Source organism: Dietzia sp. DQ11-44 (genome assembly GCF_014145205.1).
Lineage (GTDB): Bacteria > Actinomycetota > Actinomycetes > Mycobacteriales > Mycobacteriaceae > Dietzia > Dietzia natronolimnaea.
Window position 1 is genome coordinate 1 of sequence record NZ_JAALEC010000099.1, and the last position, 18,125, is coordinate 18,125.

At 68.7% G+C, this 18,125-nt stretch carries 17 protein-coding genes, 1 tRNA gene, 1 other RNA gene and 1 pseudogene; 16 read left to right on the forward strand and 4 right to left on the reverse strand.

All coding sequences use genetic code 11. From position 1 onward, the window contains the following. The 6 genes and pseudogenes from G6018_RS03030 to G6018_RS03055 all read left to right on the forward strand — a co-directional run. A pseudogene (locus G6018_RS03030) lies at positions 1 to 246 on the forward strand (ABC transporter permease); the annotation flags it as partial. A 59-nt stretch (positions 247 to 305) separates the two neighbouring features. Beyond that, a complete protein-coding gene (gene smpB / locus G6018_RS03035; protein WP_179524827.1) occupies positions 306 to 815 on the forward strand; it encodes an SsrA-binding protein SmpB in 510 nt (169 codons plus the stop codon). After that, complete coding sequence (locus G6018_RS03040; RefSeq protein WP_182638675.1) at positions 812 to 1,660, forward strand: DMT family transporter; 849 nt, start codon at positions 812 to 814, stop codon at positions 1,658 to 1,660. Before smpB ends, G6018_RS03040 begins: the two co-directional genes overlap by 4 nt. An 83-nt stretch (positions 1,661 to 1,743) precedes the next feature. Continuing rightward, positions 1,744 to 2,117: a transfer-messenger RNA gene (gene ssrA, locus G6018_RS03045) on the forward strand. Positions 2,118 to 2,283: 166 nt separating this feature from the next. Then, positions 2,284 to 3,027 carry a thioredoxin domain-containing protein gene (locus G6018_RS03050; RefSeq protein WP_179524829.1) on the forward strand — a complete coding sequence of 248 codons (744 nt, stop codon included), beginning with the start codon at positions 2,284 to 2,286 and terminating at the stop codon, positions 3,025 to 3,027. 133 nt (positions 3,028 to 3,160) lie between these two features. After that, positions 3,161 to 3,233 (forward strand) — tRNA-Ala (locus tag G6018_RS03055). 73 nt (positions 3,234 to 3,306) lie between these two features. On the opposite strand, the gene G6018_RS03060 is transcribed toward G6018_RS03055, so the two are convergent. After that, positions 3,307 to 3,813 carry a VOC family protein gene (locus G6018_RS03060; protein WP_182638676.1) on the reverse strand — a complete coding sequence of 169 codons (507 nt, stop codon included), beginning with the start codon at positions 3,811 to 3,813 and terminating at the stop codon, positions 3,307 to 3,309. A gap of 80 nt (positions 3,814 to 3,893) precedes the next feature. Here G6018_RS03060 and G6018_RS03065 point away from each other — a divergent pair, with 80 nt between their 5' ends. Continuing rightward, complete coding sequence (locus G6018_RS03065) at positions 3,894 to 4,760, forward strand: helix-turn-helix domain-containing protein (protein ID WP_182638677.1); 867 nt, start codon at positions 3,894 to 3,896, stop codon at positions 4,758 to 4,760. On the opposite strand, the gene G6018_RS03070 is transcribed toward G6018_RS03065, so the two are convergent. After that, positions 4,712 to 5,131 carry a YccF domain-containing protein gene (locus tag G6018_RS03070; RefSeq protein ID WP_179524832.1) on the reverse strand — a complete coding sequence of 140 codons (420 nt, stop codon included), beginning with the start codon at positions 5,129 to 5,131 and terminating at the stop codon, positions 4,712 to 4,714. The two genes, G6018_RS03065 and G6018_RS03070, sit on opposite strands and share 49 nt — an antisense overlap. A gap of 134 nt (positions 5,132 to 5,265) precedes the next feature. Between G6018_RS03070 and G6018_RS03075 the strand changes: the two genes are divergently transcribed. Next, a complete protein-coding gene (locus tag G6018_RS03075) occupies positions 5,266 to 6,615 on the forward strand; it encodes a family 1 glycosylhydrolase (RefSeq protein WP_182638678.1) in 1,350 nt (449 codons plus the stop codon). A gap of 61 nt (positions 6,616 to 6,676) precedes the next feature. After that, entirely contained in the window at positions 6,677 to 7,771 is a 1,095-nt protein-coding gene (locus tag G6018_RS03080) for a serine hydrolase domain-containing protein (protein WP_182638679.1), read from the forward strand. A gap of 55 nt (positions 7,772 to 7,826) precedes the next feature. Here G6018_RS03080 and nadE read toward each other — a convergent pair whose 3' ends face one another. Next, positions 7,827 to 8,699 carry an ammonia-dependent NAD(+) synthetase gene (nadE, locus tag G6018_RS03085; RefSeq protein WP_182638680.1) on the reverse strand — a complete coding sequence of 291 codons (873 nt, stop codon included), beginning with the start codon at positions 8,697 to 8,699 and terminating at the stop codon, positions 7,827 to 7,829. Between the two features lie 215 nt (positions 8,700 to 8,914). Here nadE and ykgO point away from each other — a divergent pair, with 215 nt between their 5' ends. The 5 genes from ykgO to nrdF all read left to right on the forward strand — a co-directional run bounded on the left by ykgO (position 8,915) and on the right by nrdF (position 13,568). Then, complete coding sequence (gene ykgO, locus G6018_RS03090; protein WP_003852698.1) at positions 8,915 to 9,037, forward strand: type B 50S ribosomal protein L36; 123 nt, start codon at positions 8,915 to 8,917, stop codon at positions 9,035 to 9,037. A 586-nt stretch (positions 9,038 to 9,623) separates the two neighbouring features. After that, complete coding sequence (nrdH, locus tag G6018_RS03095) at positions 9,624 to 9,854, forward strand: glutaredoxin-like protein NrdH (RefSeq protein WP_277817749.1); 231 nt, start codon at positions 9,624 to 9,626, stop codon at positions 9,852 to 9,854. A 45-nt stretch (positions 9,855 to 9,899) separates the two neighbouring features. After that, positions 9,900 to 10,346, forward strand: a complete 447-nt coding sequence (nrdI, locus tag G6018_RS03100) for a class Ib ribonucleoside-diphosphate reductase assembly flavoprotein NrdI (RefSeq protein WP_182638681.1) — start codon at positions 9,900 to 9,902, stop codon at positions 10,344 to 10,346. Between the two features lie 68 nt (positions 10,347 to 10,414). Then, positions 10,415 to 12,496: a class 1b ribonucleoside-diphosphate reductase subunit alpha gene (gene nrdE / locus G6018_RS03105; RefSeq protein ID WP_241731034.1), complete on the forward strand. Its 2,082-nt coding sequence runs from the start codon at positions 10,415 to 10,417 to the stop codon at positions 12,494 to 12,496. A gap of 55 nt (positions 12,497 to 12,551) precedes the next feature. Beyond that, positions 12,552 to 13,568, forward strand: a complete 1,017-nt coding sequence (gene nrdF, locus G6018_RS03110) for a class 1b ribonucleoside-diphosphate reductase subunit beta (protein WP_182638682.1) — start codon at positions 12,552 to 12,554, stop codon at positions 13,566 to 13,568. A gap of 112 nt (positions 13,569 to 13,680) precedes the next feature. Here the strand turns inward: nrdF and G6018_RS03115 are convergent, their stop codons facing one another. Beyond that, entirely contained in the window at positions 13,681 to 14,829 is a 1,149-nt protein-coding gene (locus tag G6018_RS03115) for an ABC transporter substrate-binding protein (RefSeq protein ID WP_241731033.1), read from the reverse strand. 250 nt (positions 14,830 to 15,079) lie between these two features. Here G6018_RS03115 and ctaD point away from each other — a divergent pair, with 250 nt between their 5' ends. Together ctaD and serB are read left to right on the forward strand one after the other, a co-directional pair. Further along, a complete protein-coding gene (gene ctaD, locus G6018_RS03120; protein ID WP_179524838.1) occupies positions 15,080 to 16,840 on the forward strand; it encodes a cytochrome c oxidase subunit I in 1,761 nt (586 codons plus the stop codon). 141 nt (positions 16,841 to 16,981) lie between these two features. Next, on the forward strand, positions 16,982 to 18,125 hold a 1,144-nt coding region (gene serB / locus G6018_RS03125; RefSeq protein ID WP_182638683.1), incomplete at its 3' end, for a phosphoserine phosphatase SerB.

Sequence of the window (18,125 nt, forward strand, 5' to 3'; positions counted from 1 at the left end):
GAGCTGCCGTTCGTGGTGGAAGCCGTGCTGGCGTCGGTGGTCGGTTCGCTGCTCGCGGTCGGCGGGCTGCTGGGGGCCAAGGTCGTCTTCCTCGACAGGGTGCTGGCCGAGGCGTACCGGGCGAACCTGGTGGAACGGATCACCACCGTCGACATCCTGCTGCTGGCCCCGGTCCTCGTGGTGGCGGGCGCGGTGGTGTCCGCGCTCACGGCATGGGCCACGCTGCGGATCACGGTTCGGCGGTGATCCCGTACTGATCTAGAGTGGGGGATCTGCCCGACGGACGGACGAGGAGGTGAACCGGCGTGGCCAAGAAGAACAAGAAGAAGGGCGCGTCGACCCTCGGCCGTGACGGCAGCGTGGTCGCGAGCAACCGCAAGGCCCGGCACGAGTACTCCATCCTCGACACCCACGAGGCGGGGATCGCGCTGTTGGGTACGGAGATCAAGAGCATGCGCGAGGGCCAGGCGTCGTTGGTCGACGCGTTCGCGACGATCGACGACGGCGAGGTGTGGCTCCGCGGGCTCCACATCCCCGAGTACTCCCACGGGAACTGGACCAACCACGCGCCCAAGCGCGCCCGCAAACTGTTGCTGCACCGTCGCGAGATCGATTCGCTCGTCGGCAAGGTGCGGGACGGCAACGCCACGCTGGTCCCGCTGTCCCTCTACTTCGTGAACGGGCGGGTCAAGGTCGAACTGGCCGTCGCCCGGGGTAAGCAGGCCCACGACAAACGGCACGACATCGCCAAGCGGACCGCCGAGCGCGAAGCCGTTCGCGAACTCGGCAGGAGGATCAAGGGCATGCACGCATGATGCCGGTCGCGCTGGCGTCGACCTCGGCGGTGGCGTACGGCATCAGCGACTACCTCGGCGGGGTCGCGTCCCGGCGGGCCCGTGCACTGAGGGTCGTCAGCGTGTCGTACCCGCTGTCGATCGTGCTGGTCGGGGCGGCGGCGGTGGTGTCCGGGGGGTCACCGACCCTGGTCGGGTTGGCCTGGGGGCTGACTTCGGGCCTCCTGTCAGGTCTCGCGGTGTGGTCGTTCTACGTCGCGCTCTCGCGCGGGCCGATGAGCGTGATCTCGCCGATCACGGCGGTTCTGGCCGCGTCGGTGCCGCTCGCGTTCGGGTTGGTGGCGGGGGAGCGGCCCGGGGCGGCAGCCCTGGTCGGGATGTCGGTGGCGCTCGTCGCCACGGTCCTCGTCTCACTGGAGAGCGACGAGGGTTCGTCGATCGGACACGGTCGCCTCACCTGGCCGTTGATGGCGCTCACGGTGATCTCGGGGCTGGCGTTCGCGGGCTTCTTCGTCCTGCTGGCACAGGTCCCGGCGGGTGAGGGGCTGTGGCCGGTCGCGGCGTCGCGGGTGGGCGCCACCGGGGTCGTCCTGGCGGCGGCGTTCGCCGCCCGCGAGTCGTTCAGGTTCTCCCGGCGCCTCATCGCCATCGGCCTGGTGATCGCCGTGTTCGACGCGGTCGCCAACGGAGCCTTCTACTTCGCCTCCCAGGCGGGCATGCTCTCGCTGGTGAGCGTGATCGCCGCGCTCTACCCCGCCTTCACGGTGGCGCTGGCCATCACGCACGGAGGGGAGCGCCTTCGCGCGGTCCAGATCGCGGGGCTCGCACTGGCGGGGGTGGCGATCGCACTGCTCGCGCTGGGCTGAGGTGGAGACGGAGCTCACCCTGGCGGTGGGGCCCCGGTCGGGGTAGGGTCAGTGGTCCGTCGATGAGAGTCGGCGGACCTGACGGGGCTGATGTGGTTTCGACTACGTGAGTTGACGCAGGGGAAGCGTGCCGGTGCAGGCCAGAGACCACCGTAAGCGTCGTGGCAACCAATTACGCGCCGATACCAATCAGCGCGACTACGCCCTCGCTGCCTGACAGTGAGCCCGTAGTCTGTCGGCCCGGGGTCGCCCTCGCCCCGGTCACCGGCATCATCTAGAGGGATCACCGGCTCACCCGGTCACGGGGTGGGTCGGGACATCCAACAGTGACTGGGATCGTCATCGCCGACATGTCCGCATGAGGGCGAGATCCGAGTAGAGGCCAACGCGGACTGCGCACGGAGAAGCCCTGCCGATGCTGCGGAGGACCCGGGTTCAATTCCCGGCAGCTCCACCATCGGGCCGAGCCCCCGGTCGATCACCGACCGGGGGCTCGGTGCATTTCGGCCTCGCCACCTGCCCTCACCTGAAAGAGGACTCAGGCGGTTTCGGTACCCTCTCGGTAGTCGCCAGTCGCTCGGAAAGGGCCGACGGTTTCCCAGGAGAGAAAGGCCCACCCACACGTGAACGCCAAGTCCGCAGGTAACAAGAGCACGAAGGTCCTGAAGACCAAGAAGAACAACGGGATGCTGATCACGGTTGCGGCCCTGATCGCCGTCGCCGTCCTGGTCCTCGGCGGCGTCGTGTGGATGGCCCAGCGGGGAGGCGAGGCCAACCCGATCACGTTCGGTGAGACGGCCGACGAGCTGATCGAGATCTCGGACACGGGTGTGATCGCGGTGGGGGAGGAGACCGCCCCGACCGTCCAGATCTGGGAGGACTTCATGTGCCCGGCGTGTGCCTCCTTCGAGGGGCAGAACGGTGAGCGGATCGCCTCCGCCGTGGAGGCCGGTGACCTGCGCGTGGAGTTCCACACCCTCAACTTCCTCAACCGCCAGTCGGCGTCGGGCGAGTACTCCACGCGGGCCATCGCCGCCGTCCAGTGCGTCGCGGCCAAGGATTCGCTGCCGGCCTTCTTCGACGTCAAGAACGCCTTCTTCGCCCAGCAGCCCGCCGAGGGCGGTGGCGACCGTTCCGCGAGGGAGTTGGCCGCCACCGCCGAGGCGGCCGGCGCGAACGCGGACTCGGTGGAGTGCATCGGCAACGTGGAGACCAACGGCGGGATGGAGAAGGCCTCGGACACCGCCGACAACTCGCAGGACAGTATCCGAGAGGTGACCGACCGCGTCTCCACCCCCACGGTCGCCTACGAGGGTGAGGTCGTGGAGATCGCCGATCCGGCCTGGCTGGACAACATCCTCGCCTGACCCCGGTCCGCACCGATCGGTACCGGCCCCGCCCGTCCAGGGCGGGGCCGGAGGCGATTTGGAGCGCCGAACCGGGATGGTGTAACTTTGGTCGAGCCGGTCGCCGAGAGGGGAACGGCGGAACAACCGATACGGGGCTATGGCGCAGCTGGTAGCGCACCACACTGGCAGTGTGGGGGTCAGGGGTTCGAGTCCCCTTAGCTCCACCCGAACGAACGATCCGGCAACGGATGGTTCATGCGAGCAAGAGCCCGGCCACTGGCCGGGCTCTTTTCACCTCTATCCCTGCTGCGCGGCCCACTCGGCGACCCGGCGTGCGCTCTCGGACTCCGACAGGTCCTCCACGCGGGACATGATCGACCATCGGACGCCGTACGGGTCCCGGATCGAGGCGTACCTGTCGCCGGAGACGAACTCGCTCACGGGTTCACGGATCGTGGCCCCGGCCTGTGCGGCCCGGTCGACCACCTCGTCGACGTCCGCGCAGTACATCCCGATCGAATAGCAGGCCACCTCCCCGGTGGGCGGGGGCACGAGCCCGAACCGGGGACTGGGCTCGCCGAGTTGCAGCCGGCCGTTGCCGAGGTCGAGTTCGGCGTGCACGACGATCCCGCCCATCTCCGTCACGTCGACCACCCGGGCGCCGAACACCGAGGAATAGAATTCGACCGCGTCCCCCGCTCTCTCGACGGCGAGGAACGGCGTGAGGCTGGTCGACCCGTGGGGGACGCCGTCGGTGGTGTGTTCTCCGGTGACCCCGGCCCGGGGCGTGGTGTTCTCTGTCATGCGATGAACCTACGAGGACATGCACGGGAGTGGCTTGAAGATTCGCGACGCCGTCGCGTCCGACACGCGGGGAGGGGACGATGGCCGACCTCCCTGATCGACGCGGGGTCCTCTATCCGGACCGGCTGCCCACCTTCCACCGCGAGGACGCGCCGTCGGAACTGCGTGACCGGATCCGTTGGTTCTGGATCCCGCGCTGGCGTCTCGCGCCGGGGGAGACCTCCCGGCAGGAGCTGCTCCCTTTTCCGGCGTCCAATCTCGTCGTCGACCCCGGAGGGGTCAGTCTCTCCGGACCGACGACCGGCGTCTCCCACCGGGACCTCATCGGCAGCGGATGGGCGGTAGGCGCCCTGCTCCGCCCGGCCGGATTGGCCTCGTTGGCGGCCGAGCCCCGGCGGCTTCGCGACGCGGAGACGCCCCTCGACGCCCCCGGGTTGCATCGTGCCGTCATGGCGGCGATGGGAGAGGTGGACGAGGTCGTCGGCCGGTCGTGCCCTGCTGATCAGCGCGGGGCCGACCAGCGCGAGTCCGTCGCCCGCGCCCGGGCGCTGCGCTACTTCTCCGCGTGGGCCGCCGCGCACCTGGCCGCCCCGGACGCCGGCGGCGTCATGGCCAACGCCATGGAGGATCTCATCGCCTCGGACCGGTCGATCGTGCGTGTGGACCAGGTCGCCGCAGCCCTGGGCGTCTCGACTCGCGCGGTGCAGCGACTCGCGCACCGCTACGTGGGACTGCCGCCACTGAAGATGATCCGTCGGTACCGACTCCAGGAGGCCGCGCAGCGTCTACGCGAGGACCCGTCGGTGACGATCGCCCGGATCGCCGCGGAGCTCGGGTACTCCGACCACGCCCATCTCAGCGCGGACTTCCGCACGGTCCTCGGCCTGAGTCCCCGGTCCTACCGCCGCGCCCCCGGCGCCGCGGCGAAGGGGTCCTCCGACGGGTGACGGATGGGCACGATGCGCTGGCCGAGGGGGAGAAGGGCCAGCGGGACCATCTTCCAGCAGGCGATGCCGAAGGGGATTCCCACGATCGTCAGGCACAGCAGCAACCCGGCGAGCAGGTGGGCGATCGCCAGTTCCCAGCCGAGCACCAGGATCCACAGGACGTTGCCGATCAGGGAGAGCGCACCGGCGTCCCGGCGGAACTCGGTCCGCCGCCCGAACGGCCACAGGACGTACGCCGCGAGCCGGAACGAGGCGATGCCGAACGGGATGGTGATGATCAGGATGCAGGCGATGATCCCGGCGATGACGTACACGAGCGCCAACCACCAGCCGGCGAGCAGAAACCAGAGCACGTTTCCCAGGGTTCGCATCACACCACGGTAGACGCCGCGGCGGGCCTCCGGGCCGGGTACCGGCGCGCCGGTCGCGGGGCCTGACGCGCACGATGCCGGGTCCGGGGGCCCAAAGCGCTGACGCCCGGCGAGGCATGTGTCATGTTTTAGTGATGGGTGTTCATAAGTTTGCCGTCACCAGGATTCCGCTCGCGCTGGTGCTCGTCACCGCTCTGGTGGCGACCGCTCTCATCTCGGTGTCCGTGCAGGCCCGGGCCGAGGCGCGGATGGCCGAGGGCTTCCACTGGGGGGTGGCCACCTCGGGCTTCCAGGTCGAGGGTTCAAATATGGATTCCAACTGGAAGCGCTACGTCGACGCCGCCGCCGCGCGTGGAGAGGCTGATCCGGTCAACGACGCCGTCGACTTCTGGAACCGGTACCCGGAGGACATCGCCCGTGCCGCGGACCTGGGCGTGAACATCTTCCGCCTCAGCGTGGAGTGGTCGCGCATCGAGCCCGAGCCGGGGCGGTACGACGAACAGGCGTTGCGTCGTTACGACGACATCCTGAGCACGATCAGGGCGCACGGCATGACGCCGATGATCACGATGGTCCACTACGTGTATCCGGGATGGCTGGTCGATCGCGGCGGGTTCCTCTCGCCGGACTCGGTGGAGGCGTTCGGGCGCTACGCCGAGCTCATCACCGAGCGGTGGGCCGGTAACGGGACGATGTGGGTCACCTTCAACGAGCCGCTGGTGTTCTTCAGTCACGAACTCCGCATCGGGCTGGTGGGGCTGCACCAGTTCAACGCATTCCGCGACAACGTGGTGGCGGCCCACAAGCTGGGATATCACGCCGCTCATCGGGCGGACCCCGATGCCATGGTCACCGCGAACGAGGCGTACCTCCCCGCCTTCGCCCCGGCCACGGACGATCTGCTGCTCAACCACATCCGCGACGAGCTGGACTTCATCGGGGTCGACTACTACTACGGCATCGCGCTCGACAATCTCACGACCATCCGTGCCGCGTGGGACGACTTCGCCGGCGTCCGTCCGCAGCCCGAGGGGATGTACGAGTCGATCGTCCACTACGCCAGGCACTTCCCCGGCAAGCCGCTGTTCATCGTCGAGAACGGGATGCCCACCCACAACGGCTACCGGGAGGACTCCTTCGAGCGCGGTGACTACCTCCGTGACGTCGTGTTCTGGATCCAACGCGCGGTCGCCGACGGCTACCCGGTGATCGGCTACAACCACTGGTCGCTGGTGGACAACTACGAGTGGGGGACCTACGACTCCCGTTTCGGCCTCTACCAGGTGGATGTGCTCACCGATCCGGCTCTCGAGCGCAGGCCGACCTCCGGGGTCGACGCGTACCGGGACGTGATCGCGGGCGGTGGCGTACCGGAGGGCTATCGCCCGGTCCTGCCGGTGGGCACGTGCTCGCTGGGGACGATCCCCGACACCTGCCTCCGTCCCGTCGACGTCCACGGCCCGATGGCGCGGCTGGCGGGCTGACGGCCCGGGCCACCACCGCCGAACCCTTCACCAGCCGGCCCCCCGGACGTAGGGTCACCCCATGGATCGGTTCGCCTCCGTCACCGGGGGACTCGACGCCCTGGTCGACTCCGGACGGCTGACGGGTTACGTCTGCGGGGTACGGCAGGACGGTCGATCACGGATCGCGTCGGGTGGGACGCGGTCGCCCGGCGGCCCCGCGCTCGACCCGGATGCGGTGTTCCCGCTGTCGTCCAACACCAAGCCGGTGGGCGGCGTGCTCGGGCTGAGGCTGGTCGAGCTCGGGATCCTCTCGCTCGACGACCCGGTGGCCACACATCTGCCGGAGCTGTCCGCCCCCAGGGTCCTCGCCCGGCCCGGCGGGCCGATCGACCGGACCGTACCGGCCGGGCGACAGATCACGCTGCGCCATCTCCTCACCATGACCGCCGGCGTCGGCTGGGCGGGGGAGGGCAGTCCCCTGACCGTCGCCATGGGCGAGCGGCAGGTCGCACCCGGCCCCTACGCACCGCCGATGGAGCCGGACGAGTACCTCCGGCTGCTGGGTGCACTGCCCCTGGCGGACCAACCCGGGCGGGGTTGGAACTACCACACCGGCAGTGACGTCCTGGGGGTGCTCCTGGCGCGGGCAACGGGCGCCAGCGTGTCCGGGTTGGTGGCCGAGTACGTCACGGGGCCGCTCGGACTGGCGGACTGCGGGTTCACCGCCGACCCGGATCGGCTCCCCACCTGCCACGGGCTCGGACCCGACGGGGCCCTCCGGCCGCTGGACATCCGGAGCAGATTCGATCGCCCACCTCGCTTCGAGTCCCTGGCGTGTGGGCTGGCCTCGACCGTCGCCGACTATCTGGCCTTCCTCGACGTCCTGGTCGACGGCGGGACCGTCCTGGGTCCGGAGTTCGCGGAGATGATGACGACCGACCACCTGACTCCGCGGCAGCGCGCCGATGCGGAGGGGTTCATCGGACCCGGCTGTGGATACGGGATGCAGGTGGAGATCCGCCCGGACGGGGTCGTCGGCTGGGCGGGGGGACTGGGGACGATCGGTTACGTCGACCGGCGCACGGGCCGCTGCGCGGCGGTGTTCACCACGCAGTCCTTCGACGTACCGGGGACGGCGGACGCGCTGGACTCGGTGTGGGAGCTGGTGCGGTGATCGGGCGGCGGTGCCTGGTCGGCCGGTGTCCGGTCGACCACCGACCGCCGGGGCGTCACCCCTCGCGCCACCAGGTGTCGAGTGGCGTGGCCGGGACCGCCCGCTTGTGGCGGGTGGCCAGGAACAGCTGCTCGATCCGGGCAGCGGCCTGAGTCGGCACGCCGTCGCGGCCCTCCAGGTAGTCGTCGATCTGCTCGTACGTCACGCCCAGTGCCACCTCGTCGGGCAGGCCCGGACGGTCGTCCTCGAGATCGGCGGTGGGGACCTTCCGCCAGGTCGACTCCGGGGCGCCGAGGTGCCGCAGCAGCGCTGCACCCTGCCGTTTGGTGAGGCCGGTCAGGGGGGAGAGGTCCACGCCGCCGTCTCCGTACTTGGTGAAGAAGCCGGTGACCGCCTCGGCGGCGTGATCGGTGCCGACGACGAGATGGCCGAGCTGCCCGGCCACCGCGTACTGCGCGACCATCCGCTGGCGCGCCTTGACGTTGCCGCGGACGAAGTCGCGGAGCGGGCCCGCGTGGCCGGGAAGGTCCTCCAGTGCAGTCGCGGCAGCACCGGAGGCGGCCTCCGAGGCCGCCCGGATGTCGACGGTGACGCGGGCATCGGGCCGGATGAAGTCCAGGGCCGCGACGGCGTCGTCCTCGTCCGCCTGGGTTCCGTGGGGGAGCCGCATGGCGACGAACCGCGCGTCGGGCAGGCCCTCGTCGCGGAGCTTCTCGGCGGCGAGCTGGCACAGCCGACCCGTCAGGGTGGAGTCCTGGCCCCCGCTGATCCCCAGGACGAAACCCGTGGCGGGGGTGCTGCGGAGATACTCGGCCAGGAACGCCACCCGCCGGGCGACCTCCTGCTCCGGATCGATGTCGGGACGAACGCCGAGTTCGGCGATGATGGACGCGCGGAGAGCGCCGGTGTCTGCAGAGGACTGGGTCATGGCGTCAGCATAGGAAGCCCGTGTGACTTCTGCGTGACATGCGGACGGGCCACGCGAGGTGCCCGGTTCCGCCGGTTGGAGTTCTGACGGGGCAGTCCGTTACGATGGACCAGTTGTGTGTCGTGCATCCGACCTCCGGGTCGGACGTGTCGCGCAGTCATCCCCAGTCGTGTCGGCGGCCATCACGGCCGCCCCGAGAGCCTAAGGAGCGCCAGATGAAGGTCCGCAAGTCCCTTCGGTCGCTGAAGAACAAGCCGGGCGCCCAGGTTGTCCGTCGTCGCGGCAAGGTCTACGTGATCAACAAGAAGGACCCCCGTTTCAAGGCCCGCCAGGGCTGAGTCTCGTCCGCGTGGGATCCCACGCACCCTCGAGGGCCCGCCTCCGGTTCGCCGGCGGCGGGCCCTCGTCGTCGTCGTGGGGGCGGGGCAGACCCGCGCCGACGGTGACCCCCGACGACCCCGCCGCCGCGGGGCCTCCCGGTGCCCCTTCCGCGGCGGTGACCCCGTCGCCCCTGTGGAGCGGTTGGGGACAAGGTGTGGGGTGGTTGGGGACGACCTGTGGGGCGCCGGACGGGGTCTCCGGCACCGTCTCACGCGTGGCAGAGTGACGGTCGCGGGGCGAGGCGGCGGCGTTCGGGCCGACCGTGACAACGGTGGGTGGGAAGTGTCCACAAGGCGGGATCGCGACCTGGGAATACCACCATTGTAAGACCAAAATGTTGTGGTCGATTGACTCGTCGGACACTAGGGGTAGTGTCTAGGGTGTTGCGGCCCCCGATGAATGCCACGTGTGGCATTCGGGCTGTGAACCCTGACAGACACGACGGTTATCCACAGGCCGGGCGGAAGCGCCGGAACCGATGACCGTCCGAGAAGAGCCCCTCCGCGCCTCCCCGGCGCCCGTGCCGAAAGAGGTCCACGACTGATGGTCACCGTCTACACCAAGCCCGCCTGCGTCCAGTGCAACGCCACCTACAAGGCGCTCGACAAGCAGGGCGTCGAGTACCGGGTGGTCGACATCTCCGTCGACGACGACGCGCGTGAGTACGTGATGGCCCTCGGGTATCTCCAGGCTCCCGTCGTGGTGTCCGGTTCCGAGCACTGGTCGGGTTTCCGGCCGGACCGGATCAAGGCCCTCGTCACCGTCGCGGCCTGACCCCGGGGCGGACCCGGAACACATGTAGATCCGAAGGGGGCAGTCATGGCGGCTCCGCTGTCGGCCACCGAGCCGGTGAGGATCGTCTACTTCTCCAACGTCTCCGAGAACACCAAGCGGTTCGTCGACCGTCTGGGGCTCCCGGCGCTGCGCATACCCACGCGGAGGACCGAAGCGGGGCCGATCGTGTCGGACCCGTATGTTCTGATCGTCCCGACGTACGGGGGATGCCTCGAGGTCACGGGCAGGACCGGGGCGTCGGTCCCGCGACAGGTGGTCACGTTCCTGAACAACGAGCACAACAGAAGCCTCTGCCGCGGCGTGATCGCCGCCGGTAACACCAACTTCGGTTCGGATTACGCGGTCTCCGGCGACGTGATCGCACGCAAACTCGAGGTCCCGTACCTCTACAGGTTCGAACTGATGGGCACACAAGAGGACGTCATCCGCGTCCGCGAGGGATTGGAAGAGTTTTGGCAGCACCGACCGTGACCCCCGAAGGCACCATCGCCGGCGAGGCGGGCGAGGGGCAGCGCCTGGATTACCACGCGCTCAACGCCATGCTCAACCTCTACGACGCGGACGGCAGGATCCAGTTCGACAAGGACCGTGAGGCCGCGCGGGAGTACTTCCTCCAGCACGTCAACCAGAACACGGTCTTCTTCCACAACCTGGACGAGAAGCTGGACTACCTGGTCGACAAGAACTACTACGAGCGGGAGGTGCTCGACCGGTACACGCGCAACTACGTGCGGGAGCTGTTCGACCACGCCTACGCCAAGAAGTTCCGCTTCCCCACGTTCCTCGGCGCGTTCAAGTACTACACTTCGTACACGCTCAAGACCTTCGACGGGAAGCGGTACCTCGAGCGCTACGAGGATCGCGTCTGCATGGTGGCCCTCACGCTCGCGGACGGCGACGAGGACCTGGCCCGCCGCCTGGTCGACGAGATCATCGACGGTCGCTTCCAGCCGGCCACCCCCACGTTCCTGAACTCGGGCAAGAAGCAGCGCGGCGAGCCCGTCTCCTGTTTCCTCCTGCGTATCGAGGACAACATGGAGTCCATCGGCCGCAACATCAACTCCGCGTTGCAGCTGTCCAAGCGCGGTGGCGGAGTGGCACTGCTGCTGTCGAACCTCCGCGAGCACGGCGCCCCGATCAAGCACATCGAGAACCAGTCCTCCGGCGTCATCCCCGTGATGAAGCTGCTGGAGGACTCCTTCTCCTACGCCAACCAGCTCGGCGCCCGCCAGGGTGCCGGGGCGGTGTACCTGCACGCCCACCACCCGGACATCTTCAAGTTCCTCGACACCAAGCGGGAGAACGCGGACGAGAAGATCCGCATCAAGACCCTGTCGCTGGGCGTGGTGATCCCGGACATCACGTTCGAGCTGGCCAAGCGCAACGACGACATGTACCTGTTCTCGCCGTACGACGTCGAGCGGATCTACGGCAAGCCTTTCGCGGACGTCGACATCACGGAGCACTACACCGAGATGGTCGAGGACAGCCGGATCAAGAAGACCAAGATCAACGCGCGGCACTTCTTCCAGACCCTCGCCGAGCTGCAGTTCGAGTCCGGCTATCCGTACATCATGTACGAGGACACGGTGAACCGGGCCAACCCGATCGCCGGCAAGATCACCCACTCGAACCTGTGCTCGGAGATCCTCCAGGTCTCCACGCCGTCGACGTACAACGAGGACCTCACCTACTCGCACGTGGGTAAGGACATCTCCTGCAACCTCGGCTCCCTCAACATCGCCAAGGCCATGGACTCACCGGACTTCGGCCGGACCATCGAGACGGCGATCCGGGGCCTGACCGCGGTGTCCGACCAGACCCACATCGACTCGGTCCCGTCGATCGAGCGGGGCAACGCCGAGTCCCACGCGATCGGCCTGGGGCAGATGAACCTGCACGGCTACCTCGCCCGCGAGCGGATCCACTACGGGTCCGAGGAGGGCGTGGACTTCACGAACATCTACTTCTACACGGTGCTCTACCACGCGGTCCGCTCGTCGAATCTCCTCGCGCGGGAGCGAGGGACGTGGTTCGCCGGGTTCCCGGAGTCCACGTACGCGTCCGGTGAGTTCTTCGACAAGTACACGGACAGGGTGTGGGAGCCGGCCACCGAGCGGGTGCGCCAGCTGTTCACCGAGGCGGGCGTCGCGGTGCCCACCCAGGAGGACTGGCGCGCGCTCAAGGCCGACGTGCAGCAGTACGGCATCTACAACCAGAACCTGCAGGCCGTGCCGCCCACCGGGTCGATCAGCTACATCAACAACTCGACCTCGTCGATCCACCCTGTCGCGTCCCGGATCGAGATCCGCAAGGAGGGCAAGATCGGTCGCGTCTACTACCCGGCGCCCTACCTGACCAACGACAACCTGGACTACTACCAGGACGCGTACGAGATCGGGTACGAGAAGATCATCGACACGTACGCGGCGGCCACCCAGCACGTGGACCAGGGACTCTCGCTGACCCTGTTCTTCAAGGACACGGCCAGCACCCGCGACGTGAACCGCGCCCAGATCTACGCGTGGCGCAAGGGGATCAAGACCCTGTACTACATCCGCGTGCGCCAGCTCGCGCTCGAGGGCACCGAGGTCGAGGGCTGCGTCTCGTGCATGCTCTGACCCCCGGGCCTCAGGCCTGCGCCCCGAACCGCCCCCGCCATCACGAGGAGATCCGATGACCGCCGAGCTGCACGCTCCGGGATCCCACAGCCCCGCCGCCGGGGTCGCCCCCCGGCTCGTCGACCGGGTGTCGGCGATCAACTGGAACCGCGTCACGGACGAGGTCGACGATCAGGTCTGGGGTCGGCTCACCAGTAACTTCTGGTTGCCGGAGAAGGTCCCGGTGTCCAACGACATCCCGTCGTGGCAGACCCTGACGGACTCGGAGCAACAGCTCACCACCCGGGTCTTCACCGGCCTGACGCTGCTGGACACCCTCCAGGGGACGGTCGGCGCGGTGAGCATGATCCCCGACGCGTCGACCCCCCACGAGGAGGCGGTGCTCACCAACATCGCGTTCATGGAATCGGTCCACGCCAAGAGCTACTCCACCATCTTCTCGACGCTCTGCTCCAGTCCGCAGGTCGACGACGCCTTCCGGTGGGCGGAGGAGAACACCTTCCTGCAGCGCAAGGCGCACATCATCCTCGGGTACTACTCCGGGGAGGATCCCCTCAAGCGCAAGATCGCCTCGACCCTCCTCGAGTCGTTCCTCTTCTACTCGGGCTTCTACCTGCCCATGCGCTGGTCCTCGCGGGCCAAGCTCACCAACACGGCGGACATCATCCGGCTCATCATCCGGGACGAGGCCGTGCACGGCTACTACATCGGATACAAGTACCAGCGTGCGCTCGAGCAGATCGGGCAGGCCGAGCGCGACGAGTTGAAGGACTACACCTTCGAGTTGCTCTTCGAGTTGTACGACAACGAGGCGGACTACACCGAGGACCTCTACGACACGGTGGGGTGGACCGAGGACGTCAAGAAGTTCCTGCGCTACAACGCCAACAAGGCGCTGATGAACCTCGGATACGAGGGGATGTTCCCCAAGGACGAGACCAACGTCGACCCCGCGATCCTCTCGGCGCTCAGCCCGAACGCCGACGAGAACCACGACTTCTTCTCGGGTTCCGGCAGCTCCTACGTCATGGGCAAGGCCGTCGCCACGGAGGACGAGGACTGGGACTTCTGACCCGACCGTCGTCACCACCTCACCCCGGCACCCGATCAGGTGCCGGGGTGAGGTCGTCCGGCAGGTGCGCCGGGTCGTCCTGTCGGCCCGGCCGGAACGGCCGGCTCCCCGGCTACCCGTCCGGGGCGATCCCGTTGATGGAACTCCGGATGTCGTCGAGGACCGCGCGCGCGGCCACCGGGCCGGATCCCTCCCACACGGCCCGGTCCACGACGAACATGCGGCGGGCGCCCACCGCGGCGAGGTCCGTCCACCGCTCGGTGGCGAAGGCCTCCCGCGCGGACTGCTCCGAGCCGTCACCGCCGCCCACCACGGCGAAGATCACGTCACCGTCGAGTTCATCGCCCACGGGAGGAGACTCTGGGGCGGGTTCGATCCGCTGGCCGTCCCGCGTGCGCTGCGCCGGGGGTCGGCCGGCACCGACCGCCTCGAGCATGAGGCTCCCGAGGGTGTCCGGCCGCTGGACCGCGACGCCGTCGGCGTCGGAGACGGAGACGGAGACGAGCGAGACCCAGGTGTCGCTCGGGGTGGTGGCGTCGGCGGTGAACCGGGCCCGGTCGATCACGTCCAGCAGGAGATCCCCGCCGGCACGCGGGCGCCCGTAGGCGTCGGCGATCGCCTCGGTGCTCTCGGTCCAGTTCAGAGCCCGCGCGTCGTACACGACCGTCGGGGCGACCTCCGCCAACGCCCGCACCACGGACGGGTCGGGATCGAGCGAGTCCGCCAACACGATGAGGTCGGGGTCGAGTTCACGGGCCGCGGCCGCGGTCTCCTCCGCGCCCGAGTCGCCGGTGATCGCGAGGTCGGGCAGTCCCACGAGGGGCGCGGGGAGGTAGACGTCGGCGTCGCGGGGCAGACCGGAGGTCCCGACGACGAGGTCCTGCAGCCCCAGGCCGCACGCGACGTCCACGGCCCCGGCCCCGAGAGCCAGGATCCGTTCCGGCGACCGGGGGACCTCGACCGTCGCGTCGGCCGGGTCCACGGACTCGACCCGCCTGACGCCGTTCCCGGCGAACTCGGCCGGCGCCGGTACGGGCGCACACGACTCCTCCGGTTCGGCGGAGCGCTGGAGCTCCTCGCCGGCCATCCGTGAGGGGGTCGTGGTGACGGGGTGCTCGACCATGTCGACGGGGGACGGCCCGCACCCGGCGAGCACGAGGCCGGCGACGAGCGGGCCCACGACGCCCACCGTGACCCGCACGGGGGTGAAAGGGTACCCCCGTCCGCGAGGGCGGTGTCGGCTCGGCGCGAGATCGGTCATGGGGGAGAGCCTAGGAGATGGGTCGCGGGCGCAGTCGAAGTGGAGGTCGAGGCGGGTCCGGGCGTCATCTCGGGCGTGTCGTGGCGGGGCCGGATTCCCGCAGATGACCCGCCCCGGCGAGTTCGGCGGGGTGAGTGGTGGACGCTCTCAGCGGAGGGTTAGGATTGCCCTCACGCACTATTCCTTTGCGTTCGACGTGGGGTCGGTGGTTCGACCCGCGGCGTCGGGTGAGGCGTTCAGGAGGACCCTTATGACCGCAGTGGCCCCCAAGCCGGTCGACGATCTCGACCATCCGCCGGGCGTACCCACGGGCACCGCCCGGCCGGGTTCGTTCGTGTGGAAGATGATGACGACGACCGATCACAAGCTGCTCGGCCTGATGTACATCGTCACCTGTTTCGTCTTCTTCTTCATCGGCGGGCTCATGGCCCTGCTCATCCGGGCGGAGCTCTTCGTCCCGGGCATGCAGTTCCTGTCCAACGAGCAGTTCAACCAGCTGTTCACCATGCACGGCACGGTCATGCTGCTGCTGTACGGCACCCCGATCGTGATCGGGTTCGCGAACTACATCATGCCGCTGCAGATCGGCGCCCCCGACGTCGCCTTCCCGCGACTGAACGCCCTGGGCTACTGGCTGTTCGCGGTCGGCGGCACGATCATGCTCTCGGGCTTCCTCACCCCGGGTGGTGCGGCCGCGTTCGGCTGGACCATGTATATGCCGCTGGCCGACAAGATCCACTCGCCGGCCGTCGGCGCGGACCTGTGGATCCTCGGTGTGGGCATCGGCGGTATCGGTACCATCCTCGGCGCAGTCAACTTCGTCACCACGATCATCTGCCTCCGCGCGCCGGGCATGACCATGTTCCGTATGCCGATCTTCACGTGGAACATCCTCGTGGCGTCGGTCCTGATCCTGCTGATCTTCCCGCTGCTCACCGCCGCCGCTCTCGGCGTCTTCTACGACCGGCAGTTCGGTGGCCGCATCTACGATCCGGGCAACGGTGGCGCCATCCTCTGGCAGCACCTGTTCTGGTTCTTCGGTCACCCCGAGGTGTACGTCCTCGCCCTGCCGTTCTTCGGCATCGTCTCCGAGGTGTTCCCGGTCTTCTCGCGCAAGCCGCTCTTCGGTTACGCCGGTCTGATCTTCGCGACCCTCGCCATCGCCGCGCTGTCCATGGCGGTCTGGGCTCACCACATGTTCGTCACCGGTGCGGTGCTCCTGCCGTTCTTCTCGTTCATGACGTTCCTCATCGCCGTTCCGACGGGTGTGAAGTTCTTCAACTGGATCGGCACCATGTGGCGCGGCAAGATGACGTTCGAGACGCCGATGATCTTCGCGCTCGGCTTCATCGTGACCTTCCTCTTCGGTGGTCTGACGGGCATCATGATGGCCGCGGCGCCGATCGACTTCCACATCTCGGACACGTACTTCATCGTCGCCCACTTCCACTACACGCTCTTCGGCACGATCGTGTTCGCCACGTTCGCCGGCGTGTACTTCTGGTTCCCCAAGATGACCGGCCGGATGCTCGACGAGACGCTGGGCAAGTGGCACTTCTGGCTGATGTTCATCGGCTTCCACACCACGTTCCTCGTGCAGCACTGGCTCGGTAACCAGGGCATGGCCCGCCGGTACGCCGACTACCTGGCGACGGACAACTTCACGGTCCTCAACCAGATCTCCACCATCGGGTCGTTCATCCTCGGCATCGCGATGCTGCCGTTCATCTGGAACGTCATCAAGAGCTGGCGTTACGGCGAGATCGTCACGGTCGACGACCCGTGGGGTGCGGGCAACTCGCTCGAGTGGGCGACCTCCTGCCCGCCGCCGCGTCACAACTTCGTGACCCTGCCCCGGATCCGCTCCGAGCGGCCGGCGTTCGAACTGCACTACCCGCACATGAGCGAGCGCATGCGTGCGGAGGCCCACGTCGGGGGCCGGGCCGCGGCCCAGGACCCGGCTGCGGTCAAGGACGTGGCCGAGCGCGGCTCGTCACCGCAGAGGGGCTGACCCACCCGCCCGTACTCACCCACGGGCGTCGGACCCCGCTGAACCCCGTCGGTAGGCTCGTCCTCCGGCGGGGTTCGGCGCGTGTGAGCCCGTCCGGTCCACCACCCCAGTCGTCAGCACGAGCACTCGTCAGGAGCACACGTGAGCACCCCCGGTACCCCGGCACTACTCACCGTCACCGGTCCCGACCGGCCAGGTGTGACCGCGAGGATCATGTCGGTCCTCGCCTCCCACCACGCCGACCTGGTGGACGTGGAGCAGGTCGTGGTCAACGGCCACCTCTCCCTGGGGCTCATGGTCCGGGTGGACGCGGGCGCCGACATCGTGACCGTGGTCCGCGAGCTCACCGAGCAGGTCCACGAGCTGGGGATGCAGTTGGAGGTCCAGTTCGACGACATCGCGCCCCCCACGCCGCCCTCGACCCACGCGGTGGTGATCCTCGGCAGTCCGGTCACCGCGTCGGCGTTCTCCGCGGTGGCGGGTTCGCTCGCGTCGATCGGCGCGAACATCGACACGATCCGGGGGATCGCCGACTACCCGGTGACGGGGCTGGAGCTGCAGGTCTCGACCGCCGGCCGCGACGCCGCCGACGACGCCAGGCTGCGCGAGGCGATGGCGCCCCTGTCGGACGCGCACGGCGTCGACATCTCGGTGGACGGTGCCGGGCTGGGCCGCCGGTCCAAGCGTCTGGTGGTGTTCGACGTGGACTCCACCCTGGTCCAGGGTGAGGTCATCGAGATGCTCGCCGCCCACGCGGGCAGGGAGGCCGAGGTGCGCGCGGTCACCGAACGCGCGATGCGGGGGGAGCTGGATTTCGCCCAGTCCCTCCATGAGCGCGTGGCGACCCTGGCCGGACTGCCGGCCACCGTCCTCGACGAGGTCGCGGCCAGCATCGTTCTGACCCCGGGTGCGCGGACGACGATCCGCACGCTCAAGCGTCTCGGCATCCGCTGCGGAGTGGTGTCGGGCGGGTTCATCCAGGTGATCGCCGGCCTCGCCGAGGAGCTGGGTCTCGACTTCGCGCGGGCCAACACGCTCGAGATCGAGGACGGCGTACTCACCGGTCGCGTCATCGGCGAGGTGGTGGACCGTGAGGCCAAAGCCGACTACCTGCGCGAGTTCGCCGAGGAGCTCGGTATCTCGTTGAGCCAGACCGTCGCGGTGGGCGACGGGGCGAACGACATCGACATGCTCACCGCTGCGGGGCTGGGGATCGCGTTCTGCGCCAAGCCCGCCCTCCGCGAGGTGGCCGACGCGTCGCTGTCCAAGCCGTTCCTCGACACCG